26 protein-coding genes and 4 tRNA genes are annotated in these 25,218 nt (G+C 63.5%); 3 read left to right on the forward strand and 27 right to left on the reverse strand.

Annotated features, from left to right (window positions below):
- Window positions 1-12: 12 nt before the first annotated feature.
- From phnP to phnC, 13 genes are all read right to left on the reverse strand, one after another.
- The gene (gene phnP, locus ACN8M7_RS14725) at window positions 13-777 is read right to left on the reverse strand and encodes a phosphonate metabolism protein PhnP (RefSeq protein WP_490261232.1); all 765 of its coding nucleotides are present in this window, start codon (window positions 775-777) and stop codon (window positions 13-15) included.
- A complete protein-coding gene (gene phnN, locus ACN8M7_RS14730; RefSeq protein ID WP_490261233.1) occupies window positions 768-1,349 on the reverse strand; it encodes a phosphonate metabolism protein/1,5-bisphosphokinase (PRPP-forming) PhnN in 582 nt (193 codons plus the stop codon). The genes phnP and phnN overlap by 10 nt, the downstream gene beginning before the upstream one ends.
- Window positions 1,349-2,494 carry an alpha-D-ribose 1-methylphosphonate 5-triphosphate diphosphatase gene (locus tag ACN8M7_RS14735; RefSeq protein WP_490261234.1) on the reverse strand — a complete coding sequence of 382 codons (1,146 nt, stop codon included), beginning with the start codon at window positions 2,492-2,494 and terminating at the stop codon, window positions 1,349-1,351. The genes phnN and ACN8M7_RS14735 overlap by 1 nt, the downstream gene beginning before the upstream one ends.
- Window positions 2,484-3,200, reverse strand: coding sequence for a phosphonate C-P lyase system protein PhnL (gene phnL / locus ACN8M7_RS14740; RefSeq protein ID WP_490261235.1), 717 nt, complete (start codon window positions 3,198-3,200; stop codon window positions 2,484-2,486). The genes ACN8M7_RS14735 and phnL overlap by 11 nt, the downstream gene beginning before the upstream one ends.
- A 94-nt stretch (window positions 3,201-3,294) precedes the next feature.
- Window positions 3,295-4,104, reverse strand: a complete 810-nt coding sequence (gene phnK / locus ACN8M7_RS14745) for a phosphonate C-P lyase system protein PhnK (RefSeq protein WP_490261236.1) — start codon at window positions 4,102-4,104, stop codon at window positions 3,295-3,297.
- Window positions 4,101-4,970, reverse strand: a complete 870-nt coding sequence (locus tag ACN8M7_RS14750) for an alpha-D-ribose 1-methylphosphonate 5-phosphate C-P-lyase PhnJ (RefSeq protein WP_490261237.1) — start codon at window positions 4,968-4,970, stop codon at window positions 4,101-4,103. The genes phnK and ACN8M7_RS14750 overlap by 4 nt, the downstream gene beginning before the upstream one ends.
- Window positions 4,970-6,046, reverse strand: a complete 1,077-nt coding sequence (locus ACN8M7_RS14755; protein ID WP_490261238.1) for a carbon-phosphorus lyase complex subunit — start codon at window positions 6,044-6,046, stop codon at window positions 4,970-4,972. Before ACN8M7_RS14755 ends, ACN8M7_RS14750 begins: the two co-directional genes overlap by 1 nt.
- On the reverse strand, window positions 6,046-6,657 hold the full coding sequence (gene phnH, locus ACN8M7_RS14760; RefSeq protein WP_490261239.1) for a phosphonate C-P lyase system protein PhnH: 612 nt from the start codon (window positions 6,655-6,657) through the stop codon (window positions 6,046-6,048). The genes ACN8M7_RS14755 and phnH overlap by 1 nt, the downstream gene beginning before the upstream one ends.
- Window positions 6,657-7,106, reverse strand: coding sequence for a phosphonate C-P lyase system protein PhnG (gene phnG / locus ACN8M7_RS14765; protein WP_490261240.1), 450 nt, complete (start codon window positions 7,104-7,106; stop codon window positions 6,657-6,659). Before phnG ends, phnH begins: the two co-directional genes overlap by 1 nt.
- Before the next feature lie 11 nt (window positions 7,107-7,117).
- Window positions 7,118-7,840, reverse strand: a complete 723-nt coding sequence (gene phnF / locus ACN8M7_RS14770; RefSeq protein WP_082768074.1) for a phosphonate metabolism transcriptional regulator PhnF — start codon at window positions 7,838-7,840, stop codon at window positions 7,118-7,120.
- A 20-nt stretch (window positions 7,841-7,860) separates the two neighbouring features.
- The gene (gene phnE, locus ACN8M7_RS14775; protein WP_061240034.1) at window positions 7,861-8,652 is read right to left on the reverse strand and encodes a phosphonate ABC transporter, permease protein PhnE; all 792 of its coding nucleotides are present in this window, start codon (window positions 8,650-8,652) and stop codon (window positions 7,861-7,863) included.
- An 82-nt stretch (window positions 8,653-8,734) separates the two neighbouring features.
- Window positions 8,735-9,736 (reverse strand): phosphonate ABC transporter substrate-binding protein, encoded by a 1,002-nt coding sequence (gene phnD, locus ACN8M7_RS14780; protein WP_490261241.1) that lies wholly within the window; start codon window positions 9,734-9,736, stop codon window positions 8,735-8,737.
- 54 nt (window positions 9,737-9,790) lie between these two features.
- On the reverse strand, window positions 9,791-10,615 hold the full coding sequence (phnC, locus tag ACN8M7_RS14785) for a phosphonate ABC transporter ATP-binding protein (protein WP_061240037.1): 825 nt from the start codon (window positions 10,613-10,615) through the stop codon (window positions 9,791-9,793).
- 384 nt (window positions 10,616-10,999) lie between these two features.
- Here phnC and ACN8M7_RS14790 point away from each other — a divergent pair, with 384 nt between their 5' ends.
- A complete protein-coding gene (locus tag ACN8M7_RS14790) occupies window positions 11,000-11,326 on the forward strand; it encodes an Arc family DNA-binding protein (protein WP_061240039.1) in 327 nt (108 codons plus the stop codon).
- Window positions 11,327-11,432: 106 nt separating this feature from the next.
- On the opposite strand, the gene ACN8M7_RS14795 is transcribed toward ACN8M7_RS14790, so the two are convergent.
- Genes ACN8M7_RS14795 through ACN8M7_RS14805 form a run of 3 tightly spaced genes read right to left on the reverse strand, consistent with a single transcriptional unit; the run spans window position 11,433 to window position 14,639 of the window.
- Entirely contained in the window at window positions 11,433-12,569 is a 1,137-nt protein-coding gene (locus ACN8M7_RS14795) for a sodium ion-translocating decarboxylase subunit beta (RefSeq protein ID WP_490261242.1), read from the reverse strand.
- A gap of 10 nt (window positions 12,570-12,579) precedes the next feature.
- A complete protein-coding gene (oadA, locus tag ACN8M7_RS14800; protein WP_061240043.1) occupies window positions 12,580-14,358 on the reverse strand; it encodes a sodium-extruding oxaloacetate decarboxylase subunit alpha in 1,779 nt (592 codons plus the stop codon).
- 23 nt (window positions 14,359-14,381) lie between these two features.
- Window positions 14,382-14,639, reverse strand: coding sequence for an OadG family protein (locus tag ACN8M7_RS14805; protein ID WP_061240057.1), 258 nt, complete (start codon window positions 14,637-14,639; stop codon window positions 14,382-14,384).
- A 187-nt stretch (window positions 14,640-14,826) separates the two neighbouring features.
- Here ACN8M7_RS14805 and ACN8M7_RS14810 point away from each other — a divergent pair, with 187 nt between their 5' ends.
- Window positions 14,827-15,093 (forward strand): hypothetical protein, encoded by a 267-nt coding sequence (locus ACN8M7_RS14810; RefSeq protein ID WP_490261243.1) that lies wholly within the window; start codon window positions 14,827-14,829, stop codon window positions 15,091-15,093.
- Window positions 15,094-15,095: 2 nt separating this feature from the next.
- Here the strand turns inward: ACN8M7_RS14810 and mgtE are convergent, their stop codons facing one another.
- The gene (mgtE, locus tag ACN8M7_RS14815) at window positions 15,096-16,538 is read right to left on the reverse strand and encodes a magnesium transporter (RefSeq protein ID WP_490261244.1); all 1,443 of its coding nucleotides are present in this window, start codon (window positions 16,536-16,538) and stop codon (window positions 15,096-15,098) included.
- A gap of 322 nt (window positions 16,539-16,860) precedes the next feature.
- Here mgtE and bamE point away from each other — a divergent pair, with 322 nt between their 5' ends.
- A complete protein-coding gene (bamE, locus tag ACN8M7_RS14820) occupies window positions 16,861-17,355 on the forward strand; it encodes an outer membrane protein assembly factor BamE domain-containing protein (protein ID WP_490261245.1) in 495 nt (164 codons plus the stop codon).
- A 44-nt stretch (window positions 17,356-17,399) separates the two neighbouring features.
- Here bamE and ACN8M7_RS14825 read toward each other — a convergent pair.
- The 10 genes from ACN8M7_RS14825 to ACN8M7_RS14870 form a co-directional block, all read right to left on the reverse strand.
- Window positions 17,400-17,476, reverse strand: a tRNA-Arg gene (locus tag ACN8M7_RS14825).
- 109 nt (window positions 17,477-17,585) lie between these two features.
- Window positions 17,586-17,662: transfer RNA gene (locus ACN8M7_RS14830), tRNA-Arg, on the reverse strand.
- Between the two features lie 110 nt (window positions 17,663-17,772).
- Window positions 17,773-17,849, reverse strand: a tRNA-Arg gene (locus ACN8M7_RS14835).
- A gap of 71 nt (window positions 17,850-17,920) precedes the next feature.
- A tRNA-Ser gene (locus ACN8M7_RS14840) sits at window positions 17,921-18,011 on the reverse strand.
- Between the two features lie 61 nt (window positions 18,012-18,072).
- Window positions 18,073-18,258, reverse strand: a complete 186-nt coding sequence (gene csrA / locus ACN8M7_RS14845) for a carbon storage regulator CsrA (protein ID WP_003244478.1) — start codon at window positions 18,256-18,258, stop codon at window positions 18,073-18,075.
- Between the two features lie 191 nt (window positions 18,259-18,449).
- Window positions 18,450-19,688, reverse strand: a complete 1,239-nt coding sequence (locus ACN8M7_RS14850; protein WP_061240403.1) for an aspartate kinase — start codon at window positions 19,686-19,688, stop codon at window positions 18,450-18,452.
- Between the two features lie 102 nt (window positions 19,689-19,790).
- Window positions 19,791-22,415, reverse strand: a complete 2,625-nt coding sequence (gene alaS / locus ACN8M7_RS14855; protein ID WP_490261246.1) for an alanine--tRNA ligase — start codon at window positions 22,413-22,415, stop codon at window positions 19,791-19,793.
- Window positions 22,416-22,683: 268 nt separating this feature from the next.
- On the reverse strand, window positions 22,684-23,688 hold the full coding sequence (ltaE, locus tag ACN8M7_RS14860; protein WP_490261247.1) for a low-specificity L-threonine aldolase: 1,005 nt from the start codon (window positions 23,686-23,688) through the stop codon (window positions 22,684-22,686).
- Window positions 23,689-23,896: 208 nt separating this feature from the next.
- Window positions 23,897-24,910: a succinylglutamate desuccinylase gene (gene astE, locus ACN8M7_RS14865; RefSeq protein ID WP_061240400.1), complete on the reverse strand. Its 1,014-nt coding sequence runs from the start codon at window positions 24,908-24,910 to the stop codon at window positions 23,897-23,899.
- Between the two features lie 17 nt (window positions 24,911-24,927).
- Window positions 24,928-25,206, reverse strand: a complete 279-nt coding sequence (locus ACN8M7_RS14870) for a topoisomerase II (protein ID WP_490261248.1) — start codon at window positions 25,204-25,206, stop codon at window positions 24,928-24,930.
- Window positions 25,207-25,218 lie beyond the last annotated feature (12 nt).

A 25,218-nucleotide genomic window follows, 5' to 3' on the forward strand; every position in this document is an offset into this window, starting at 1 on the left:
AGCGACGCGGGCTCACAGCACCAGGCCGTCGCTTGCCAGCATCACGCCCGGCGGCAAGGCGTCGGGATGGTCCAGCAGCCAGGCATCGAAGCTGTGGCCGATATGGGTCAGCACCGCCTGGGTCGGCTGCAGGTGCTCGATGACTTCCAGTGCACGGGTCAGGTCGTTGTGGTTGCGCGGCGCCAGTGCTTGCGGCGCGGTGGAGCAGTCGAGCACCAGCAGATCCAGCGGTGCACGCTGCAGTTCGGCGCAACTCGCTTGCGGCACGCCGACCGTGTCGGTGAGGTAGGCGATGCGCCTACCCTCCCCTTCGTCTCCTGGTCCTTCAAACAGATAGCCGAAGGTCGGCTTGGAATGCGTCAGCGGCAGTGCGGTGACATCCAGCTCACCCAACTGGCGACGCTCGAAGGCAGCGAAAGGCAGGCTGAAATCGAGAATGCCGGGGTGCTTGTACAGGTCGGCCAGACCTTCGGGGTCATCCGGGCCATGCACCGGAATCACCAGGCCCTGGCCCCAGCGCAAATGCAAAAGCCCCTGGGCGTGGTCGGCGTGGTAGTGGGTCTGCAGGATGCCGCTCAAGCTATGCGGGGCGAAGCGCTCGGTAAGATCGGTGAGGCCACTGTCGATCAGCCAGCGCTGCGTACCGCACTCGATGAGCGCACAGCAGGGACCACGGCGCCGCGCGGGATACACCCGCGCCGCATCGCAGGCCGGACAGCTGCAGTTGTACACCGGCACCTGGCGGGCATCGCCGGTACCAAGCAAGGTCAGGCGCATTGACGCGCCTCGTCGAGCAGTTGCAGCAGGCGAGTGACGGTGTGCGGCAGCGGGCCTGAGTTGTCTAGAACGCAGATGTGCTCCTGCGCGACAGTCGCCGCTGAAGCACCTGCCACACCAGTAAAGCTGCGGCTGCGGGCCAAGCGCTGCTCGATTTGCTCCGGCGTCTCGCGACCGCGGGCCAGCAGGCGCTGACGCAGCACCGCTTCGTCGACCTGCAGAAGAATCGCCAGCAGATCCGGGTAGCGTTGCCGCGCCGCCTCCAGATGACCGCGCGAACCGTTGATCAGCACATCCTGCCCGGTGCTCAGCCAGTCATCGATCTCGCGCGGGATGCCATAGGCCAGACCATTGGCGCGCCAGCTCAGCGCGAAGGCACACTCGCCCTCCAGGCGCTCGAATTCGGCCGGGGTCACCCCCAGTGCATCCTCACCTACCGATTCGGCACTGCGCGTGATCACTCGCCGGGCGAACCGGCAGCCGTGCGCCTCAAGCGGCGCACGTGCGGCTTGCAACAGGCTGTCCTTGCCCGAGCCCGAAGGTCCCATCAGATAGATCAACCTGCCCTGCATCAGAACACCCTTCGTGCTTGCCGCCATACCTGCTGGATCACCGGCTGCTCGCCATGCGCCCTGGCCTGAACCAGGTCGGCGCGCAGGCCGACGCGGATCTCGCCGCGATCATCCATGCCGGCCGCCCTGGCCGGCGCGCGACTCACGGTGGCGATGGCCGCAGGCAAATCATAGTCGTTGTCCTGCCCGGCGAGCAGCCAGGCTGCGTGCAGCAGGCTGGCCGGGTAGTAGTCACTGGAAAGGATATCCAGCACACCGTGGCGCGCCAGTTCCGCCGCGGCGATATTGCCCGAGTGCGAGCCGCCACGCACCACGTTCGGTGCCCCCATCAGCACCTTCAATCCCAGTTCGTGGCTGGCCTCGGCCGCCTCCAGGGTAGTCGGGAACTCGGCGATGGCCATGCCGAAGCCGGCCGACTCCTGCACGTGGGCCAGGGTCGCGTCGTCATGGCTGGCCAGCGAAATGCCCCGGCTGTGGCAGTCCTCGACGATGGCGCGGCGCTGACGGTCGCTGTACTGACACGAGTTGGCGATCTGCTCCTGGATAAAATCCTCCATCTCCGCCGGACTCAGGTGGTACTTGCCCATGTAGTACTCGCGGTACTTCTCAACCTTGGCGAACTGGCGCTGGCCGGGCGAGTGATCCATCACCGACACCAGCGCCACCAGCGGGTGTTCCACCAGGTCACGGTAGACAGCCAGAGCATCGGGGTGACACAGCTCGCAGCGCAGGTGCAGGCGGTGCTCGGCGCGGGTCTGCCCGGCCGCTTCGCTGGCGGCGATGGCCTCGATCATCGCTGGCAGTTGCTGCATGCGCTTGCCACGCGGGTTGATGTCGCCGATGGCCAACGCATCGAACACCGTGGTGATACCGGCGGCGACGATCTGCGCATCGTGGGTGAGCACCGCCGACACCGACGGCCAGTCCACCCCGGGGCGCGGGCTCATGTGTTTTTCCAGGTTATCGGTGTGCAGCTCCACCAGCCCCGGCAGCAGGTAGTCGCCGCCCAGATCCTGGGCCTGCGGCAGGCGGCTGGTACCCTCGTCCACCGCGGCGATCAGGCCGTCACGCAGCAACAGGGTGCCGAGGAATTCACGCTCGGCGGTGACGATGCGGGCATTGCTGAGAATCTGTTCAGACGACATAGACGTACTCCGGTTGCGCCGCAGCGGCGCTCATGTCGAGGTAACGGTCGGCCACCGCCTCACGGGCGCTGCGGTCGTGGAAGATGCCGATCAGCGCGCTGCCCGCGGCCTTGGCCTCTTCGATCAGCGCCAGCACCACCTGGCTGTTGGTCTCGTCCAGCGACGCGGTGGGTTCGTCGAGCAGCAACACCGGCCACTCGACCATGAAGCCGCGGGCAATGTTGACGCGCTGCTGCTCGCCACCGGAGAAGGTCCCCGGCGCCAACTGCCAGAGCGCCTCGGGAATGTTCAGCCGGGCCAGCAACGCCTTGGCCCGCGCCTCGGCATCGCGACGCGCCCAGCCACGTGAGAGCGCCGGCTCCATCACCACGTCGAGGGTCGAGACACGCGGAATCACCCGCAAAAACTGGCTGACATAACCCAGGCTCTGCCGGCGCACCTCCAGCACTCGGCGCGGCTCGGCGCCGACCAGCTCTACAGGCGTGCCCCGATGACGGATGCGGATGCTGCCGCCAGCGGCCAGATAGTTGCCGTACAGGGTACGCAGCAGCGTCGACTTGCCGGCACCGGACTGGCCGTGCAGCACCAGGCACTCGCCGCCGCGCACGCTGAAGTTCAGATCACGCAGCACCTGCAGGACGACGCCGTTCTGCTGATGCAGGGTGAAGGTCTTGCTGAGGCCGGTGACCTCGATCAGGTTGTTCATTTGAACCTCTCCCTCCGTAGGAGCGGCTGGGCGGCATTCCGCTTCAGCCGCGAAAGGCGATTCGCGGCTGAAGCCGCTCCTACGGGGATTACTTTCAGGGTTGCAGGACGGAGGACACCAACAGCTGCGAATACGGGTGCTGCGGGTCGTCGAGGATCTGGTCGGTCAGCCCCGCCTCCACCACCTTGGAGCGGCGCATCACCATCAGCCGGTCGGCCAGCAGCCGCGCCACCGCCAGGTCGTGGGTGACGATCACCACCGCCAGGTCCAGCTCGCGCACCAGGCCGCGCAGCAGGTCGAGCAGACGTGCCTGCACCGACACGTCCAGCCCGCCGGTCGGCTCGTCCATGAACACCAGGCGCGGCGCGGAGACCAGGTTGCGGGCGATCTGCAGGCGCTGCTGCATGCCGCCGGAGAAAGTGCGCGGCAGGTCGTCGATGCGTGCCGGGTCGATCTCCACCTGGCTCAGCCAGTCGAGCCCGGCGGCGCGCAGCTCGCCGTAGTGGCGCACGCCCTGAGCCATCAGCCGTTCGCCGATGTTGGCGCCGGCCGACACCGCCATGCGCAGGCCGTCTCGCGGGTTCTGCTCGACGAAGCCCCACTCGGTGCGCAACAGCGTGCGCCGCTCGGCCTCGCTGGCGCTGTAGAGGTCGAGCCACTGCCCCGTGCGACCGCGATAGCGCACCGCGCCGCGATCCGGCAGGCAGCGCCCGGAGAGCAGGCTGAGCAAGGTGGACTTGCCCGAGCCGGACTCGCCGACGATGCCCAGCACTTCGCCGGGATAGAGATCGAAGCTCACGCCCTGGCAGCCCTTCTCCGGGCCGTACAGGCGAGTCAGGTCACGCGCCGAGAACAGCGGCTCGGCCGTTTCCAGGGCAGGTTGCAGACGTTCGGCGGCGCTCATTGCAGGCTCTCCTCGGTGCGCTGGCGGCAGTAGTCGGTGTCGGAGCAGACGTAGCGCTTGCTGCCGGCGTCGTCGACGATCAACTCGTCGAGGAACGACTCGCTGCTGCCACAGAACGCGCAGCACTCGTCCCACTGCTGCACGGCGAAGGGATGATCCTCGAAGTCCAGGCTGACCACGCGGGTGTAGGGCGGCACCGCGTACAGGCGCTTTTCACGGCCGGCACCGAACAGCATCAGCGCCGGGCTCATGTCCAGCTTGGGGTTGTCGAACTTGGGGATCGGCGACGGATCCATCACGTAGCGCTCATCCACCGTCACCGGGTAGGCGTAGGCGGTGGCGATGTGGCCGAAGGTGGCGATGTCCTCGTACAGCTTCACGTGCATCACGCCGTAGTCTTCCAGCGCGTGCATGGTGCGCGTCTCGCTCTCGGACGGTTCGATGAAGCGCAGCGGCTCGGGAATCGGCACCTGGTAGACCATGATCTGCCCGGCCGAAAGCGGGGTTTCCGGGATGCGGTGACGGGTCTGGATCACACTGGCTTCCCGCGTGCGCTCGGTAGTGGCGACGCCGGCGGTGCGGGCGAAGAAGCGGCGGATCGACACCGCATTGGTGGTGTCGTCGGCGCCCTGGTCGATGACCTTGAGCACATCGTCACGACCGAGGATGGCGGCCGTCAGCTGCATGCCACCAGTGCCCCAGCCATAGGGCAGCGGCATCTCACGGCCGCCGAACGGCACCTGGTAGCCGGGGATCGCCACGGCCTTGAGCAGACCGCGGCGGATCATGCGCTTGGTCTGTTCGTCGAGGTAGGCGAAGTTGTAGGCGGACGCCTCGCGGGCGCCGCTTGCAGTGCAAAGATTCATCAGCGGTTCTCCTCTGCCGGCGCCTGGCGACGCAGCTTGCGGATCAGTTCCAGTTCGGCCTGGAAGTCGACGTAGTGTGGAAGCTTGAGGTGCGAGACGAAGCCGGCGGCCTCGACGTTGTCGCAGTGCATCAGCACGAATTCCTCCTCCTGCGCCGGGCCCTGCACCTCCTCGCCGTACTCGCCGGCGCGCAGGGCACGGTCGACCAGCGCCATGCCCATGGCCTTGCGCTCGGCGTAGCCGAAGGCCAGGCCATAACCACGGGTGAACTGCGCCTGCTCGGCGCTCTCACCAACGAACTGGTTGACCATCTCGCACTCGGTCACTTCGATGTCGCCCAGCGGCACGGCAAAGCCCAGCTCGCCTGGCGTCATCCACACCTCGATGTCACCGATGCGGATCTCCCCGGCGAAGGGGTGGTTGCGCCCGTAGCCGCGCTGGGTGGAATAACCCAGCGCCAGGAGGAAGCCTTCGTCACCACGGGCCAACGCCTGCAGGCGTTCGGCACGACTGGAGGGGAACGCCAGCGGCTCGCGGGTGATGTCCGGTACCGGCGCGGCATCGTCCTGTTCGCGTGCCATCAGCCCCTCCTCGGCGAGGAAATCCAGCACCCGCGGGCAGGCTTTTGGCTCTTCGTCGACAGTGGGTTGCGGCGCCGCATACTCGCCCTCGGCCAGCAGCGCGAAGTCCAGCAGGCGATGGGTGTAGTCGAAGGTCGGGCCGAGCAGCTGGCCGCCCGGCAGGTCCTTGAAGGTGGCGGAGATACGCCGCTGCAGTTGCATCTGCGTGGTGTTGAGCGGCTCGCTGGCGCCGAAGCGCGGCAAGGTGGTGCGATAGGCACGCAAGAGGAAGATGGCTTCCATCAGGTCACCAGCGGCCTGTTTGATGGCCAGCGCAGCCAGCTCCTCGTCGTACAGCGAGCCCTCGCTCATGACGCGGGCTACAGCCAATGGCAATTGCTGGCGAATCTGCTCCACCTGCAGCTCGGTGACGCTGCTGTCGCCACGACGGCGACTGGCCAGGAGCTGATGAGCATTGTCGATGGCACGCTCGCCACCTTTGACGGCGACATACATCAGGCGGCCTCCTCGGTTTCGATCAGCACATGGGTGCTACGCGGCAGGCCGATGACCTCGACGCCGGCAGCGAAGAAGCAGTCCAGCCCACGCGGGAATGCGGTACGGGCCTGGCGCTGCGGCCAGAAGCACGCCGGCAGCTGCAGGCTGACGCTGCGCACATCCTTGATGCCCGGGCCGCGCCAGCGCTGGGCGGAGCCCGCATGCAGGTCATCGAGCTGGATCAGCAGGGTGCAGGACTGGTCGGGGTAGCGTTCGCTGCCGTTGTCGAAGTCGGACAGATCGACCAGCTCGCTCTCGTCGAGCAGGGCGAACAGGGCAATCTCGCGGTCTTCGACGATCGGGCAGCCGCAGTGAAAGGCCAGGTTGGCGCGAATCAGCGGCGTATCGAAACGCGGCGCCAGCCACAGCGGCGTGTCACTGTCGAGAAAGGCCAGGCACAGGCCATAGGTGGCCGGTGCCAGGTCGCCAAGTGGATGGGCACGTTCCATGGCGCGCGGCAGTCCCGGTTCGGCCAGGGCATTGAGCGCGGCGCGAAAACTGACCTGGGCATCGAGCACCGGGTCATCGAAAGCCGGTTGCAGCCAGTGCGAGCTGTGCGGCGTGTTCATCAATCCTCTCCTCTGACCAGGGTGAAGAACTCCACCTGGGTGGTGGCGGTGCGGGCGGCCCGGGCCAGGCGCTGTTCGCGCTGCTGGCGGGCCAGGGGTTCGATCAGATCTTCCAGCCAGCGCGCCTGGTCGCCGCCTTGCAGGTGGGCGTCGGCCAGGGCCGCCAGCTCGGCGCGGCGTTTGTCGCGGCCGGCCAGGTAGCTGTAGCCGGTGCGGCCGTCGGCCAGGCGTACCACGCAGCGGGTCACGGTCATCTCGCCCAGGTTGAAGGCGCTGCCGGTGCCGCCCATGCGCCCGCGCACCAGGGTCATGCCCACTTCGGGCGCGCGGATCAGTTGGTAGGCGCTGTCCTTGAGTGCCGCTTCATGGGCGTCGAGGGCACCGCCGGCGCGGGCCAGCACGCCCATCCAGCGCTGACGCGCGGCGATGTTCGGTTCAAAGTCGTTCATGCGGGGCTCCATCAGGTGGCAACCTGGTACTGGAAGCGATCGGCGCGGCTGCTGGACTGCGCCAGCTCCACGGCACGACCGGCGGGATCACGGGACAGGGTGAGCACGCTGAGCAGCGGCGCATGCCGTGGCATCAGCAGGTGCGCGGCCTCCTCGCGGCTGGGCAGGCGCGCACCGATCAGGCTAAAGGTGCGTACCAGCGGCAGGTCGCGTTCGGCCAGGTACTGACGCAACGAACCACCCTGATAGTCCGCCAGCAGCGGCGCCAGGCTGGCGCAGAAACGGTGGCGGATCAGGCTCAGCGGCTGACCATCGAGCAGGCGCAGGGTGGCCAGTTCGAGCAGCTCGCTGCCATCGGGCAGTTGCAGGTGGCGGCATTCCTCGCTGCTGCCACTGCGCCGCAAGCGCTCGATCAACTGCGCTTCGACGCGGTGGCCAAGCGCCGACAGCGACTGACTGAAGGCACTGCCCGCCTCCACCGGATACACCAGCGGCTTGGCCAGCACCTGAGTACCCTTGCCCTGACGGCGCAGCAGGCGGCCTTCAAGCACCAGCTCGTCGACCGCGCGGCGCAGGGTGTGGCGATTGACGGAGAAGCGCGCAGCCAGTTGCATCTCGCCCGGCAGGTAGTCGCCCGGGTTCATGCGCTGCACGTCTTCGCGCAGCACGGCAGCCAGTTCGCGGTACAGCGGCTCGCTTTGTCTAGACAAGTTCATCGTTTGCAAAGGGCGCACACAGGCGCCCTTCCTCTCCTTCAGATAAAGAGCTTGCGCAGGCGCTGGGACAGGATGTCGATGGCACTCACCACCAGAATGATCACGATCAGCAGCGCGCAGGTCTGGCCGAACTGGAAGCCGCGAATGGCCTCCCAGAGGATCACGCCGACGCCGCCGGCGCCGACCATGCCGACCACCGTGGCCGAGCGCACGTTGGACTCGAAGCGGTACAGCGAGTAGGAAATCCACAGCGGCAGGACCTGCGGGATGACGCCGAAGATCACCTCCTGCAGCGCACTGGCGCCAGTAGCGCGCACGCCTTCCACCGGGCCCGGGTCGATGGCCTCGACCGCCTCGGCGAAGAGCTTGGCCAGCACCCCGGTGGTGCTGATGAACAGCGCCAGCACGCCAGCGAACGGGCCAAGGCCGACCGCGACGACGAAGAGCATGGCGAAGACCATCTCGTTGATCGAACGGCAGGCATCCATCACCCGGCGCACCGGCTGGTAGACCCACCAGGGCACGATGTTCTCGGAGCAGAGGATGCCCAGCGGAATGGCGCAGACGATGGCCAGTACGGTGCCCCAGAGGGCGATCTGTACGGTGACCACCATCTCCTTGAGGTAGTGCTGCCAGTTGCTGAAGTCCGGCGGGAAGAAATCGGCGGCGAAGGTGGCCATGTTGCCGGCATCGCGCACCAGCGCCAGCGGGTTCATCTCCGCGCCCTGCCAGGACCAGGCGAGCACGGCAAGGAACAGGCCCCAGCCAATCAGTTGCGGCCAGCTACGCTTGCCGTCGGTGACCGGGGTGGCGGTGGTCAGTGTGGTCATGGGTCATTCTCGATACTGTGGGAGGCGCTTTAGCGGCGAGCCTTTCGAGAGCCGCCCCGCTCTGGCGGGGCGGCTGCGAGGCTCAGCCGGCGCTGGCGCCGTTTTGCTGCTCGAGCTCGGCCATGCGCTGCTGCAGCTTGGCCAGTTCGGCATCAAGCTCCTTGAGCTGAGCCTGCTTGTCGGCGTCCTTGAGCCCGGTGTTGTTGGCTACGTCGGTGCGCTTCTTGAACAGTTCGAGCTGACGGATCGGCAGCAGCTGGTCGTTGTCCGACGCCTTGAACTGACCCCATTGCAGGCCGGCGAGCACCTTCTTCTCCTCCGGCTTGGCGCCGTAGGTCATGAAGAAATTACGCAGCTTGTCGCGGGTTTCCTGGGGCAGGTTCTTGCGCCAGACGATGGGGTCGGACGGGATCAGCGGCGACTGCCAGATGACCTTGAGCTGGGCGGCCTTGTCCGGCGCGGTCACTTCCAGGCGCTCCATCCCTTCGCTGTTGAAGGTGCCGACATCGACCTGCTTGTTGGCCACCGACAGGGCATTGACCTCATGGCTGCCATTGAGCGAGCGCTTGAAGATCTTGCCGGCATCGACGTTGTTCTTGGCGAACACGTAATAGCCCGGTACCAGGTAACCAGAGGTGGAGTTGGGATCACCGTTGGCGAAGGTCAGATTCGAGGCATTCTTGAGCATGTCCTCGACCGAGTTGAGCGGGCTGTCCTTGTGGGCGACCAGCAGGCTGTAGTAACCCTGGGCGCCATTGGCCGCGACGGTCTGGGCGAAGATCTCGCCACCGGCACGGTCCACCGCTTCCATGGCCGACTTGTTGCCGTACCAGGCCACGTCGACCTTGTCGAAGCGCATGCCCTGGATGATCCCGGCGTAGTCCGGGGCGAAGAAAGCGTTGATCTTCAAACCGGTCTGCTTGCTCATGTCGGCCAGGAAGGGATCCCACATGGTCTTGAGGTTCTGCGAGGACTCGGTGGAAATGATGCCGAAATTGAGTTCCTCGGCAGCCTGGGCCGAGCCCAGCAGGGAACCGGTGACGAGCGCGGAGGCAGCCAGCACCTGGCCGATACGTTTGAACATGGAGCACACTCCTGTTGCTGATTGGCGTTGGTATTTCGAATGAGAGAACTGAGCTCAGGCCTTGGCCAGTGTCAGCGGACGCTCCATGGCGCGGGGGCGCTGCCCTTGCGGCAGCAACAGGCTGATATCGAGATCGCCACCGTAGAGGTCGTTGAGGAACGTGGGATTGAAGCCTTCGGTGGGGCCATCGAAATGGATGCGCCCACCCTTGAGTGCCACGGCACGCTGGCAATAGCGCACCGCGTAATCGACTTGATGCAGGGTCACCACCACCGTCTTGCCGTCGCGGCGGTTGATATCGGCGAGAATCTCCATCACTTTGCGCGCCGACTCCGGATCGAGCGAAGCGATGGGCTCATCGGCGAGAATCACCTCGGCCTGCTGGCACAGTGCACGGGCAATGGCCACGCGCTGCTGCTGACCACCGGAAAGGGTCGAGGCACGCTGCCCAGCGAACTCTGCCAGCCCCACCCGCTCCAGCGCCTGCAACGCACGCTGCTTCTCTTCGGGGTTGAACAGACCAAGGCTGCCGCGCCAGCGCGGCATGCGGCCAAGGCCACCGAGCAGCACGTTCTGCAGCACACTGAGACGACCGACCAGATTGAACTGCTGGAAGATGTAGCCGATCTCGGCGCGCTGACGACGCACACCACCATCAAGCCGCCCGTCGGCTTGCACCTGGCGCCCAAGCACCTCGATGCTGCCGGCATCACCGCGAGCCAGGCCGGCCAGATGCCGCAACAGCGTGGATTTTCCCGAGCCAGATGCCCCGATCAGCGCTACCATCTCGCCCGGCTGCACCGACAGGGCCAGATCGAAAAGCGCCTGCTTGCGGCCGAAGCTTTTATTCAGACGGTCGACTCGAATCGCTGCGCTCATGTGCTGGCCCTCTACTATCATTGATGAACAGAGGGCGCTTCGGCTGCCTTCTGGTGTAGACCAAGGTAGGCAGATCCTGTGTCAGAGCTGTGAAGCAGTCGTTACGTTTAGGTGACCATCGCTTGAATCTTTTGCACGCCAAGGCGTCGAACGGGAGGACTAAATGCTGAATAGTGCGCATTTCTGACAGCCGGTGCTGGCATAAAGCCTGTACCTGAAGCACAATGTGACACGTATTTGGCGTCAAGGAACTGTTCAGATGACCTCATGGTCATAATGACGCAGAACGCGATACCGGTTGAACGGCTAGTGCGAAAGACGGTCAAACCGGTGACAATCTCGACACTGACTACCAGTATCGCTCCCTGAACTAACCGGTAATGTATGCGCCCTATGAAACAGGCTATTTATTCCAGCCGCACGGCTGACAAATTCGTCGTTCGCTTGCCCGATGGCATGCGTGAGCGTATTGCTGATGTAGCACGCAACCATCACCGCAGCATGAACTCTGAAATCATCGCCCGTCTGGAGCAGAGCATGCTGCAGGAAGGCGCTCTGGATGAGGATCTCAGCCTGCGCCTCGACAGCCCCGAGCTGAGCCTGCACGAGCGCGAACTGCTGCAACGTTTCCGTCAGCTGTCGCGCCGCCAGCAGAATGCTCTGGTTGCCCTGATTGCCCACGACGTGGAGATGGCCGCCGAAGAAGCCTGAGGCGCGCTGAACCCAAAAAACCGGCCTTGCGCCGGTTTTTTATTGCCTGCCATTTATGCCAGTGGTGCTGACAGGCATTCAGCGCGGAGCGAACTCCGCGCCCTGTTCAGCCAACGAAGCTGAGCAGCACCCCCGCCGCCACCGCCGAGCCGATCACCCCAGCTACGTTCGGTCCCATGGCATGCATCAACAGGAAGTTCTGCGGATTGGCCTCCAGGCCGACCTTGTTCGACACCCGCGCCGCCATCGGCACCGCCGACACCCCCGCCGAGCCGATCAGCGGATTGACCTTGTTGCTGCTGAACAGATTCATCAGCTTGGCCATCAGTACGCCCGCCGCCGTACCCGCGCAGAACGCCACCATGCCCAACATGAGAATGCCCAGGGTCTTGAGCTGCAGGAAGGCTTCTGCCGACAGCTTCGAGCCCACGGTCAGCCCGAGGAAGATGGTGACGATATTGATCAGCGCATTGCGCGACGTATCAGCCAGACGCTCGACCACACCCGCCTCGCGCAGCAGATTGCCGAGGGCGAACATGCCAATCAGCGGCGCGGCATCGGGCAGCAGCATGCCGATCAGAATGCACAGCACGATGGGGAAGATGATCTTCTCGGTCTGCCCCACCGGACGCAGTTGCTGCATGACGATGGCGCGCTCCTCCTTGGTGGTCAGCGCACGCATGATCGGTGGTTGCAGCAACGGCACCAGCGCCATGTAGGCATAGGCCGCGACCGCGATCGGACCAAGCAGATCAGGCGCCAGCTTGGAGGTGACGAAGATCGAAGTCGGCCCATCTGCCCCGCCGATGATGGCGATGGACGCCGCCTCTTTGAGGGTGAACTCCATGCCGGGAATGCCCAGCGCGGTGATCGCCAGAGCCCCCAGCAAGGTGCCGAAGATACCGAACTGCGCGGCAGCCCCCAGCAGCAGGGTCTTGGGGTTGGCCAGCATCGGACCGAAGTCGGTCATGGCGCCGACACCAAGGAAGATCAGCAGCGGGAAGATACTGGTCGGCAGACCCACTTCATAGATCAGGTGAAGGAACCCCGCGCCCTCGGCCATGTTGGCCACCGGGATGTTCGACAGCAGGCCGCCGAAACCGATGGGGATCAACAGCAGGGGCTCGAAGCCTTTCTTGATCGCCAGGTAGATCAGCAGCATGCACACCGCGATCATGAATGCCTGGCCGGGTTCCAGGTGATACAGGCCGGTGCTCTGCCAGAGCTTGAGCAGCTTTTCCATTATGCGCCCCTCAGCCGATGGTCAGCAGGCTGTCGCCCACCGCCACCACATCACCCACCTTGACCTTGACGGCACCGACGGTGCCAGCCTTGAAGGCGCGAATCTCGGTTTCCATCTTCATCGCTTCGAGGATGATGACCAACTCGCCCTCTTCGACGGCCTGGCCCGGCTGCACCAGCACCTTGAAGATATTGCCGGCCAGCGGAGCCGCCTGCGGCTCGCCCGCACCGCTCGCCTGCACCGCCGCGGCCGGAGCGGAGCTGACCGCACCACCAAGCGGCTTGATACCTTCGATATCCCCGCCTTCATTGACCTGCACGACGAACGACTTGCCATTGACCTCGACGGTGTAGACCTCGGGCTTGCCGGCCTCGCGGGCGAGCGCTTCCTTGCCAGTCGGCGCCGGCTCGAAGGCAGCCGGATTGCCACGGTTCTCGAGGAACTTGAGGCCGATCTGCGGAAACAGCGCGTAGGTCAGCACATCGTCGATTGCCTCGGCTGCCAGCTTGATGCCTTTTTCCTGAGCAATGCCCTTGAGCTCGGCGGTGAGCTTGTCCATCTCGGCGTCGAGCAGATCAGCCGGGCGGCAGGTAATGGCCGCGGCGCCATCGAGCACACGGGCCTGCAATTCGGCGTTGAAAGGCGCCGGCGCGGCGCCGTATTCGCCCTTGAGCACCCCAGCGGTCTCCTTGGTGATCGACTTGTAGCGCTCACCGGTGAGCACGTTGATCACCGCCTGGGTGCCGACGATCTGCGAGGTGGGCGTGACCAGCGGAATGAAACCGAGGTCTTCGCGCACACGCGGGATTTCAGCCAGCACCTGGTCGAACTTGTCCTGGGCGCCCTGCTCCTTGAGCTGGCTTTCCATATTGGTGAGCATGCCACCCGGCACCTGGGCGACCAGGATGCGCGAGTCTACACCCTTGAGATTGCCCTCGAATTTCGCGTACTTCTTGCGCACCTCGCGGAAGTACGCGGCAATCTCTTCCAGCAGCTCCAGGTTCAGCCCAGTGTCGCGCTCGGTGCCCTGGAACATGGCCACCACCGACTCGGTCGGCGAATGACCATAGGTCATCGACAGCGAGGAGATCGCGGTGTCGACATTGTCGATGCCCGCCTCCACAGCCTTGAGAATGGCCACCGACGACAGCCCAGCCGTGGCGTGGCACTGCATGTGAATCGGAATCGACAGACTGGCCTTGAGGCGCGAAACCAGCTCGAAAGCGGTGTACGGGGTGAGAATCCCGGCCATGTCCTTGATCGCCACCGAGTCGGCGCCCATGTCCTCGATCTGCTTGGCCAGGTCGACCCACATCTGCAGGGTATGCACCGGGCTGGTGGTGTAGGAAATGGTGCCCTGGGCGTGCTTGCCCTGCTGCTTGACCGCCTTGAGCGCAGTTTGCAGGTTGCGCGGGTCGTTCATCGCATCGAACACACGGAACACGTCGACACCGTTGACGGCGGCGCGCTCGACGAACTTCTCCACCACATCATCGGCGTAGTGGCGATAGCCCAGCAGATTCTGCCCGCGCAGCAGCATCTGCTGACGGGTATTGGGCATGGCTTTCTTCAGTTCGCGGATACGCTCCCAGGGGTCTTCGCCAAGGTAACGAATGCAGGCGTCGAAGGTCGCGCCGCCCCACGACTCCACTGACCAGAAACCGACCTGATCGAGCTTGGGCGCGATCGGCAGCATATCCTCCAGACGGACACGCGTCGCCAGGATCGACTGATGAGCGTCACGCAGCACCACATCGGTAATTCCGAGTGCTTGTTTTACGGCAGTCATGCAGGTACTCCCTCTGAACCTGATCAACCGCGGCGGGCGCGGTGCTGGACAATAGCGGATTGGATGGCGGCCAGCGTTTCTGCATCCGGCTCATGGCTGGCCGGCTTGGCACTGGGCATTGGAGAGGAAACGACAGAGATCGGTGCGGGCGGAGCGAAGGTCGCAACCAGACGGGACATCAGGCTGACCACGCCAACCAGCAACACCAGAAAGACAAACACGAAGCCCATGCCGAATAGCATGAGTTCGACACCCTCGAGCAGCAGTTCACTGGGGGTCATCTTGGCTCCTTTGGCCAGCAGCTCGGCGGCTGCATTCATTATTTGATCAGGAGCGCCCGGCACCTAGGCCCGGGCAAAGCTGCCGAACCTTAGCCTGAAACGAGCGTTTCAGGCAAACCACATAAGGGCTGAACGAAGGATTTATGTAGTGGTTTCGCCGCATTCACTACCAAAGAACTAGAACGCCTTGGCAAAGCTCGCCCTAGCAGACCGCGCGAGCTGGGCTATCGAGCGCCGCAGCGAGGGCCAGGAAGCTCTTGAAATGGTGGGTTTCATCTCCCGAACAGAGGCTCGGTTCGCGGATGAATTGCGACGGGCTTGCGCGCCCCTGATCGCACTCATGGCGCTGCGGGTCATCGGCAGGCGCAATTGCTGCACGCAACTGGAGGGCAGCCGGATCACCAGGGGCACGGCCTTTCTGGACACCCGGCACCTGCTCGCGCCGATGAACTGAGGTTACAGCAGGAAGATCGACGCCATTCCGAGGAAGATGAAGAAACCGCCGCTGTCGGTCATGGCGGTGATCATCACGCTGGCCCCCATGGCCGGATCGCGCCCCAGGCGTGCCAGCGTCATGGGTATCAGCACCCCCATCAGCGCGGCCAGCAACAGGTTCAGGGTCATCGCAGCGGTCATCACCACGCCCAACGACCAGCTGTCGTACAGGTAATAGGCCACCCCACCGATCACGCCACCCCAGAGGATGCCGTTGATCAGGGACACCCCCAGCTCCTTGCGCACCAGGCGCGCGGTATTACCGGTGCTGACCTGATCGAGCGCCATCGCGCGCACGATCATGGTGATGGTCTGGTTACCCGAGTTGCCACCGATGCCGGCAACGATGGGCATCAGCGCCGCCAGGGCGACCAGTTTCTCGATCGAACCCTCGAACAGGCCGATCACCCGTGACGCCAGGAAAGCGGTGACCAGGTTGATCGCCAGCCAGGCCCAACGGTTGCGAACCGACTTCCACACCGAGGCGAAGATATCTTCCTCCTCGCGCAGACCGGCCATGTTCAGCACTTCGCTTTCGCTTTCCTCACGGATCAGGTCGACCATCTCATCGATGGTCAGACGACCGATCAGCTTGCCGTTCTTGTCCACCACCGGGGCGGAAATCAGGTCGTAACGCTCGAATGCCTGGGCGGCGTCATAGCCGTCCTCGTCCGGGTGGAAGCTGACCGGATCGTCGGCCATGACCTCACCAACCTGCTTGTCCGGATCATTGACCAGCAGACGCTTGATCGGCAGCACGCCCTTGAGCACGCCGTCGTAATCGACCACGAACAGCTTGTCGGTATGCCCCGGCAGCTCCTTCAGGCGGCGCAGGTAACGCAGCACCACCTCCAGACTGACGTCTTCGCGGATGGTGACCATCTCGAAGTCCATCAGCGCGCCGACCTGATCCTCCTCATAGGACAGGGCCGAGCGCACACGCTCACGCTGCTGGGCGTCGAGGGACTCCATCAGCTCGTGAACGACGTCACGCGGCAGCTCCGGCGCCAGGTCAGCGAGTTCGTCGGCGTCCAGATCCTTGGCTGCGGCGAGAATTTCGTGATCGTCCATGTCGGCGATCAGGGTTTCTCGGACCGCGTCGGACACTTCCAGCAGGATGTCGCCATCGCGCTCGGCCTTGACCAGCTGCCAGACGGTCAGGCGGTCGTCGAGCGGCAAGGCTTCGAGGATGTGGGCGACATCAGCCGGGTGCAGATCTTCAAGCTTGCGTTGCAGCTCGACGAGATTCTGACGATGTACCAGGCTTTCTACCCGGTCGTGATGCTGGCCTTCCTGACGATGGGTCAGGTCTTCGACCAGTCTGTGCCGATGCAGCAGCTCGATCACCTGGGCCAGGCGATCCTGCAGGCTCTCTTGCGGCTTTTTGGCTTCTACTTCAGTCATGGCGCGCTCCACCCCCAGCTGGCGGGCACGCCAAAGGGGATCAATCAGGTCTTACACGATTGTGCGAGGGGAGTATTGAGTAACTACTGGGTAAGTCCATGGTGGTATTCCACAAGCCCCGGCGGGGCTGACGCGGCGAATGATAACACCGCAAAACAGCTTTGTACGTGACAAAAGCGCGGCAAGAACAACTGCTTGCATCGCAAACTTCGATCTCGCATGAAACCTGGCTATGCGACGCCGGCCGCTCGCACGGGGACACCCTGACGAGCAGGAAAAAACGGTCTAACCTGAAACAGGCAAACGTCACGGAGGACGCCTCATGCAAGGACAGCATTGGGCAGCGCTATTTACCGCTGCACTTCTCCACTGTATTGAAGACAGCCATGCCGCCAGCGTGTTCCGCTGCGTGGGCGCAGACGGCCATGTCACCTTCACCCGCCACGGCTGCGCCAGCGATCAGGAACAGCATCTGCAGGACACGCGCAACCATACGCCAAGCAGCGGCAAGGCAATCCCTTTGGCTACCCCGAGCCGACGCACAGCAACCACCTCGGCAAGCAATGGCGAGCTGACCATCATCGGCCAGCAGGACGATGGCTGCGGCAACCTGCTGAGCAGCAGCGAGAGACGCCAGGCGATCATCCGCAAGGACATTCGCCGCGGCATGAGCCGGAGCGACGTGGAAAGCAGCCTGGGCAAACCGGACAGAGTCACGGCCAGCAATGGGCAGGAGCGCTACCACTATCGTGAAAAGCGCAAAGGCGGCAACAGCCGACAGGTCAGCTTCGACGAAGCCGGGTGCGTGAAGAAATAACGCACAAAGAAAAAGAGCCTGCATTTCTGCAGGCCCTTTCGGTATGGCGGACTCAGGAGGATTCGAACCTCCGACCGCTCGGTTCGTAGCCGAGTACTCTATCCAGCTGAGCTATGAGTCCGTTGCAGAGCGCCTTCAAGGCAGTGCCTTTCGTGCGATCTTATGGCGCTTTTAGACCAGATCACCGCTGGTTGAAACATGACCTTGCATCGCTGCAGTGCCATTGAATATGGCGGACTCAGGAGGATTCGAACCTCCGACCGCTCGGTTCGTAGCCGAGTACTCTATCCAGCTGAGCTATGAGTCCGTTGCAGAACGCCTTCAAGGCAGTGCCTTTCGTGCGATCTTATGGTGCTTTTAAACCAGACCACCACTGGCTGAAACAAAATGGCTTGCAGCGATGCAAGCCATTGAATATGGCGGACTCAGGAGGATTCGAACCTCCGACCGCTCGGTTCGTAGCCGAGTACTCTATCCAGCTGAGCTATGAGTCCGGTCGGTGCTTTTATACCAGATCACCTCTGGTTGATTCGCCAGCCTGGCTTGCGCCCGACTCGCTGAATAATGGCGGAGAAGGGGGGATTCGAACCCCCGACACCCTTTTGAGGTGTACTCCCTTAGCAGGGGAGCGCCTTCGGCCACTCGGCCACCTCTCCGCAACACGGGGCGCATGATAAACATGTTTTCCCCGTTTGCAAACAGAAATTTGTAGAAAAATTAGTGGCTTGGTTCGTCACCCTTCTCTTTCTGGATGCGTTGGTAGATTTCTTCACGGTGTACGGCAACCTCTTTCGGCGCATTGACACCAATGCGCACCTGATTGCCTTTCACACCCAACACGGTGACAGTCACATCATCACCGACCATCAGGGTCTCTCCGACCCGGCGAGTCAGAATCAGCATTCCTTTCTCCTCACGGATTACATTATTCAGGACAACAGTCTGCAAAAAAGAAAATGGTGCCAGCTTGCGGCTAAATCAAGCCCGAAAGCCTCCACCCAAGTATTGACCAGCCCGCGTAGAAAGAAAGTTCCCGCGCACCAGTCAAAAAAACGAAAGGCGCGGAACCAGCCGCGCCTTTCGAATCAGTGCATTCACTCACCCTGTCGGGCCGGGGCATCCAGCTCGAAGGCGGTATGCAGAGCGCGTACCGCCAGCTCCAGATACTTCTCTTCGATCACCACGGACACCTTGATCTCGGAGGTGGAGATCATCTGAATGTTGATGGTCTCCTTGGCCAGAGCTTCGAACATGCGGCTGGCAACGCCAGCATGGGAACGCATGCCGACACCGACGATGGACACCTTGGCGATATTGGTATCACCCACCACCTCACGAGCGCCCAGCTCCTCAGCCGTCTTCTGCAGCACGCTGAGGGCGTTGTTGTAGTCGTTGCGATGCACGGTGAAGGTGAAATCGGTGGTGTTATCGTGCGAAACGTTCTGCACGATCATGTCCACTTCGATATTGGCGGCGCTCACCGGGCCGAGAATCTTGAAGGCGATGCCGGGAATATCCGGCACCCCACGGATGGTCAGCTTGGCTTCGTCGCGATTGAAGGCGATGCCGGAAATGATCGGCTGTTCCATGGATTCCTCTTCATCAAGGGTAATGAGGGTGCCCGGCCCCTCCTGGAAGCTGTGCAGAACGCGCAGCGGGACGTTGTACTTGCCGGCGAACTCCACCGAGCGAATCTGCAGCACCTTGGAACCGAGGCTGGCCATTTCCAGCATCTCTTCGAAGGTGATCTTTTCCAGGCGCTGGGCCTTGGGCACCACACGCGGGTCGGTGGTGTAGACACCATCGACATCGGTGTAGATCTGGCATTCCTCGGCTTTCAGCGCCGCTGCCAGAGCCACACCGGTGGTATCGGAACCACCACGACCGAGGGTGGTGATATTGCCGTGCTCATCGACACCCTGGAAACCTGCAACCACGACGACGCGACCGGCCTTGAGATCAGCACGAATCTTCTGGTCATCGATCTGCAGAATACGCGCCTTGTTGTGCGCGCTGTCGGTGAGGATGCGCACCTGGTTGCCGGTGTAGGACACCGCCGGCACGCCACGCTTGATCAGCGCCATCGCCAGCAGGGCAATGGTCACCTGCTCACCAGTGGACACCATGACATCCAGCTCACGCGCAACCGGCTCGCCATCGGTGATCTGTTTAGCCAGATCGATCAGGCGGTTGGTTTCGCCGCTCATGGCGGAAACCACGACGACGATGTCGTCACCGTTCTCGCGGAACTTCTTCACCTTGTCGGCTACCTGCGCGATACGCTCGATGGTGCCGACGGAGGTGCCCCCAAACTTCTGTACGATCAAAGCCATTTCAAAAAGCCGCCTGATTCCTCGAAGGGCGCCCATTAAACCCGCATCGGGTCATACTGCCAAGGCCCGCCGGACGCACTGCGGGCCCCGCTTTCTCGCTCGTTACGAAGCCTGCTCGACCAGAGCCGCGGCCAAGGCCAGGGCTTCATCCAGCTTGCCGGCATCGACGCCGCCGCCCTGGGCCATGTCCGGACGACCACCGCCCTTGCCACCGACGACCGCAGCGGCTTGACGCATCAGGTCGCCGGCCTTGAGCTTGGCGGTCAGATCCTGGGTCACGCCCGCGACCAGCACCACCTTCTCGTCGAACACACCGCCGAGCAGGATCACCGCGCTGCCCAGCTTGTTCTTCAGCTGGTCGACCAGTGCCAGCAGCGCCTTGCCGTCCAGGCCATCGAGACGCGCAGCCAGCACCTTGGTGCCTTTCACGTCCACGGCCGAGCCCGCCAGGTCGTTACCAGCGGCACTGGCGGCCTTGGCCTTGAGTTGCTCCAGCTCCTTTTCCAGCTGACGGTTGCGCTCGATCAGTGCCGAGAGTTTGTCCAGCACGTTGTCGCGATTGCCCTTGACCAGGGAAGCGGCTTCCTTGAGCTGCTCCTCGGCGCCATTGAGCCAGGCCAGCGCTTGCGCACCGGTGACCGCCTCGATACGACGCACGCCGGCAGCTACGCCGCCCTCGCTGACGATCTTGAACAGGCCGATATCGCCAGTACGCGAAACGTGGGTACCGCCGCACAGTTCGACGGAGAAATCGCCGCCCATGCTCAGTACACGCACCTGATCGCCATACTTCTCGCCGAACAGCGCCGTGGCACCCTTGGCCTTGGCGGTCTCGATATCAGTGATCTCGGTTTCCACCGCCGAGTTCTCGCGCACCACGCGATTGACGATGTCTTCGATCTGCTTGAGTTGCTCCGGCTTGATCGCCTCGAAGTGGCTGAAGTCGAAGCGCAGGCGCTGGCTGTTGACCAACGAGCCCTTCTGCTGCACATGGTCGCCGAGCACGATACGCAGGGCTTCATGCAGCAGGTGAGTAGCCGAGTGGTTCAGCGCGGTAGCCTGACGCACATCGGCCTCGACCTCGGCCTTGACGCTGGTACCGACGCTCAGGCCGCCCTTGGCGACTACGCCGTGGTGCAGGAAAGCACCGCCCGCCTTGGTGGTGTCACGCACGTCGAAGCGCACGCCGGCGCCCCCCAGATAACCGCAGTCACCGATCTGACCGCCGGACTCGGCGTAAAACGGGGTCTGGTCCAGCACCACCACGCCCTCCTCGCCTTCGGCGAGGCTGTCGACCGCGGCGCCGGCCTTGAACAGGGCGATGATCTTGCCGCTGCCGCTGGTGCCTTCGTAACCGAGGAAGTTGGTGTCGGTATCGACTTTCACCAGCGCGTTGTAATCCATGCCGAAGGCGCTGGCGGAACGGGCACGCTCGCGCTGCGCCTCCATTTCACGCTCGAAGCCTTCTTCGTCCACCGACAGCTCGCGCTCACGGGCGATGTCGGCGGTCAGGTCGACCGGGAAACCGTAGGTGTCATACAGCTTGAACACCACGTCACCGGGAATGACCTTGCCCTTGAGCTCGAGCAGGTCCTGCTCGAGGATCTTCAGGCCCTGCTCCAGGGTCTTGGCGAACTGCTCTTCTTCGGTCTTGAGCACGCGTTCGATGTGCGCCTGCTGCTGCTTGAGCTCGGGGAAGGCTTCACCCATCTCGGCCACCAGCGCGGCGACGATCTGGTAGAAGAAGCTGCCCTTGGCGCCCAGCTTGTTGCCGTGACGGCAGGCGCGACGAATGATACGGCGCAGCACGTAGCCACGGCCTTCGTTGGACGGCGTCACGCCATCGGCGATCAGGAAGCTGCAGGAACGAATGTGGTCAGCCACCACCTTCAGCGACGCCTCGCCCGCGTTGGCGCAACCGATGGCCTTGGCCGAGGCGGCCAGCAGATTCTGGAACAGATCGATCTCGTAGTTCGAGTTGACGTGCTGCAGCACGGCGCTGATGCGCTCCAGGCCCATGCCGGTGTCCACGCTCGGTGCCGGCAGCGCGTGCAGCACGCCATCGGCAGTGCGATTGAACTGCATGAACACGTTGTTCCAGATCTCGATGTAGCGGTCACCGTCCTCTTCCGGGCTGCCGGGTGGGCCGCCCCAGATGTGCTCGCCATGGTCGAAGAAGATCTCGGTGCACGGACCGCACGGCCCGGTATCACCCATCGCCCAGAAGTTGTCGGAGGCATACGGCGCGCCCTTGTTGTCGCCGATGCGGATCATCCGCTCGCTGGGAATGCCCACTTCACGGGTCCAGATGTCGTAGGCCTCGTCATCGGTGGCGTAGACGGTGACCCAGAGTTTTTCCTTGGGCAGGTTCAGCCACTTCTCGGAGGTCAGGAACTCCCAGGCGTAATGAATGGCGTCACGCTTGAAGTAGTCGCCAAAGCTGAAGTTGCCCAGCATTTCGAAGAAGGTGTGGTGACGCGCGGTGTAACCGACGTTTTCCAGGTCGTTATGTTTGCCGCCCGCCCGCACGCACTTCTGGCTGGTGGTAGCGCGGGTGTAGGCGCGCTTTTCCAGGCCCAGGAAGCAGTCCTTGAACTGGTTCATGCCTGCGTTGGTGAACAGCAGGGTCGGGTCGTTCGCTGGAATCAGCGAGCTGGAAGCGACACGGGTGTGCCCTTTTTCTTCGAAGAAGCTCAGGAAGGCTTCACGGATTTCTGCGCTTTTCATAGGGGTCATCCACGGAATCAGGCGGCCACGGCAGAGCCGGCAAGGTAGAGAGCGTGAAAACGTCGCGAGCGAAGGTCAGGCGAGGCAAAAACCGGCGAACGTGCGCAATTTACTGAGTGTAAATGAGCATTCTGAGCCGTTTTCCAACGCAACATGACCGGGCGCAGCAGTTGTCACGCAGTCTGCAAAGGGACGCATTATATCGGGCCTGCTGCCCACGGCTAGTGCCTTGTTGACAGCCGACCGCCAGGGGCGGCCGGCCGCAGGATCAATGGTCGCGGAAAGCAGCGAACGCCTCGATCACCCGCTCGACGCCTTCGGTCCCGACATCCAGATGAGTGATCAGACGCAGACGCGGCGAAGCGGTGACGGCAATGCCGCGCTCGGCCATGAAGGCCTTGATCTGGTCGGCACGTTCACCGAGCTGCACATAGACCATATTGGTCTGTACCGGCTCGACGCTGTAGCCCAATTCGCTCAACGCCTCGCCCATACGCGCGGCCTTGGCATGGTCCTCGGCCAGGCGCTCGACCTGGTGCTGCAGCGCATAAAGACCGGCCGCTGCCAGCACACCGGCCTGACGCATGCCGCCGCCGACCATCTTGCGCGAACGACGCGCCCTGTCGATCAGCGCGGCGCTACCGCAGAGCACCGAGCCGACCGGCGCCCCGAGCCCCTTGGACAGGCATACCGAGACCGAATCGAAATGTTGGGTAATCGCGCGCGCCGGCACCCCGAGCTTGACCGCCGCGTTATACAGGCGGGCGCCATCGAGATGCAGGCTCAAGCCACGACGACGAGTAAACTCGCGGGCGGCAGCCAGGTAGTCGAGCGGCAGCACCTTGCCCTGCATGGTGTTTTCCAGCGCCAGCAGGCGTGTACGGGCGAAATGGAAGTCGTCCTGTTTGATCGCCGCCTCGACCCTGGCCAGGTCGAGCGAGCCATCGGCCTCGCCCTCGATCGGTTGCGGCTGGATGGAGCCGAGCACGGCGGCGCCGCCGCCCTCATATTTGTAGGTGTGCGCCTGCTGGCCGACGATGTACTCGTCACCGCGCTCGCAGTGGGCCATCAGGCCGATCAGGTTGCTCATGGTGCCGGTAGGGACGAACAGCGCCGCCTCGAAGCCCAGCTCATTGGCCAACCAGGTCTGCAAACGGTTTACCGTGGGGTCTTCGCCATAGACATCATCGCCCAGCTCGGCAGTCATCATGACTTCACGCATGGCGGCAGTGGGTTGAGTGACGGTGTCGCTACGCAGGTCGATCAGAGGCATGACAGGCTTTCCCGGCAATTGGCGAAAGGCCCATGCTAAAGAGATGGCGAAGCCCGCCACAAGATACAGTTGAGGCGAAATCCGGCGGAACGGCGAGCGAGCCGGCTGTCTCTGCTGACAGGTGGCGGAGCCCAGACGGCGAGGTGTATCGCGGCTGAAGCCGCGCCTACGGGATGCCGTCCGGATACCCAGGCAGATGGCGCGCAGGCTAAACCAGGCCGGCACCGTCGTCCGGGACGATCAGGATGGCGGCGCGCAGGCCGTTCTTGACCTTGGGATTGGGGAAGATGATGCGCGCGCCCTGCTCCTCCACCACCCAGCGGCTGTCGGCAATGTCTTCGGCAAGCAGATAGCCGCGCTCCAGCTCGGTGAAGTTCTCGATATCGGCCGGCAGGTGCAACTGGAAGCTGTCACTGTGCTTGATCACCTCACGCGATACCGCGAACAGCTGCATGCCGTCGAGTGTCGGCTCGCCGCTGATCACCTCGCGCCCTTCGATCAGCGCGTGCAGGGCGTTCTCCAGCAGGTCGAGGTGGACCAGCTCGTTCTGCCCGAAGGCACGGGCCTTGCCCAGCTCCAGAGTGAAGGCTTCGGCACCCAGCTGCGCGTAGGTGTAGGCACTGAACGTGGTCGACGCCTTGTTCTGCAGCAACACCGCCTCGATACCGGCAGCGTGCAGGCGCTCCAGCTCACGCCGGGAATGCGCGCGCCCCTCTTGCCAGGGGTAGAGGGCGAACTGCTCGATCTTGGAGGCTCGGATGGCGGTATGCAGGTCGTAGTGCAGCCGTGTGCGGCCGGTGTCCTTGCCGAAGAAGTTGACGACCAGGTGCTCCAGGTCGCAGGCCCTGATGGCCTCGAAGCCACTGGACTGCTCATGACGACCGCTGAACAGGCGATTGAGGTCCTGCTCGACGTAACGCTCGCCACGGCGCATGGCCTCGGGATTGCCGAACAGAAAGAGAATGCGTGCTGTTGGATGCAACTCGTTGCGCGCGATACCCCGCAACAGGCGATCGAGCAGTTCGATCGGCGCGGTTTCGTTGCCGTGGACGCCTGCCGACAGCAGCAGGTCGAGGCCGTTGTCGCGCGCCGCAGGTGGGGTCACCTCCAGCGCGCCTTCGTCGAGCCAGCGCAAACGCGTGCCATCGGGCGTCAGTTGAATCTTCGCCGACGGCTCGTGGCCGGCCAGGGTCAGTTCAAGCAGCTTTCCGAGGACAAGCATCGGACACTCCTCAAGGCTTAGTGATTGCAGTCCGGGCCATGAACATGATCGTCCTCATCGGCGATCATCGGCTCCATCTCCAGCTCCAGGCTGACCAGGTTGGTGGCCTGCGGACGCAGCAGCAGGTTGACGTATTCGGTATCGCCCTCCTCCACGTCGACACCGATCAGCAACTGATCGCCAACGGCCTGGACCCACACTTCCTTGCCCTGCCAGACCACGGCAAAGCGGCTGCAGGAGGTTTCCAGCTGGGTGCCGTCGTTGTCTTCAAGAATCAGTTGCAGCGCATCGCTCATAAAATCTCCGGG

Source organism: Pseudomonas spartinae (genome assembly GCF_965197125.1).
Taxonomy (GTDB): Bacteria; Pseudomonadota; Gammaproteobacteria; order Pseudomonadales; family Pseudomonadaceae; genus Aquipseudomonas; species Aquipseudomonas composti_A.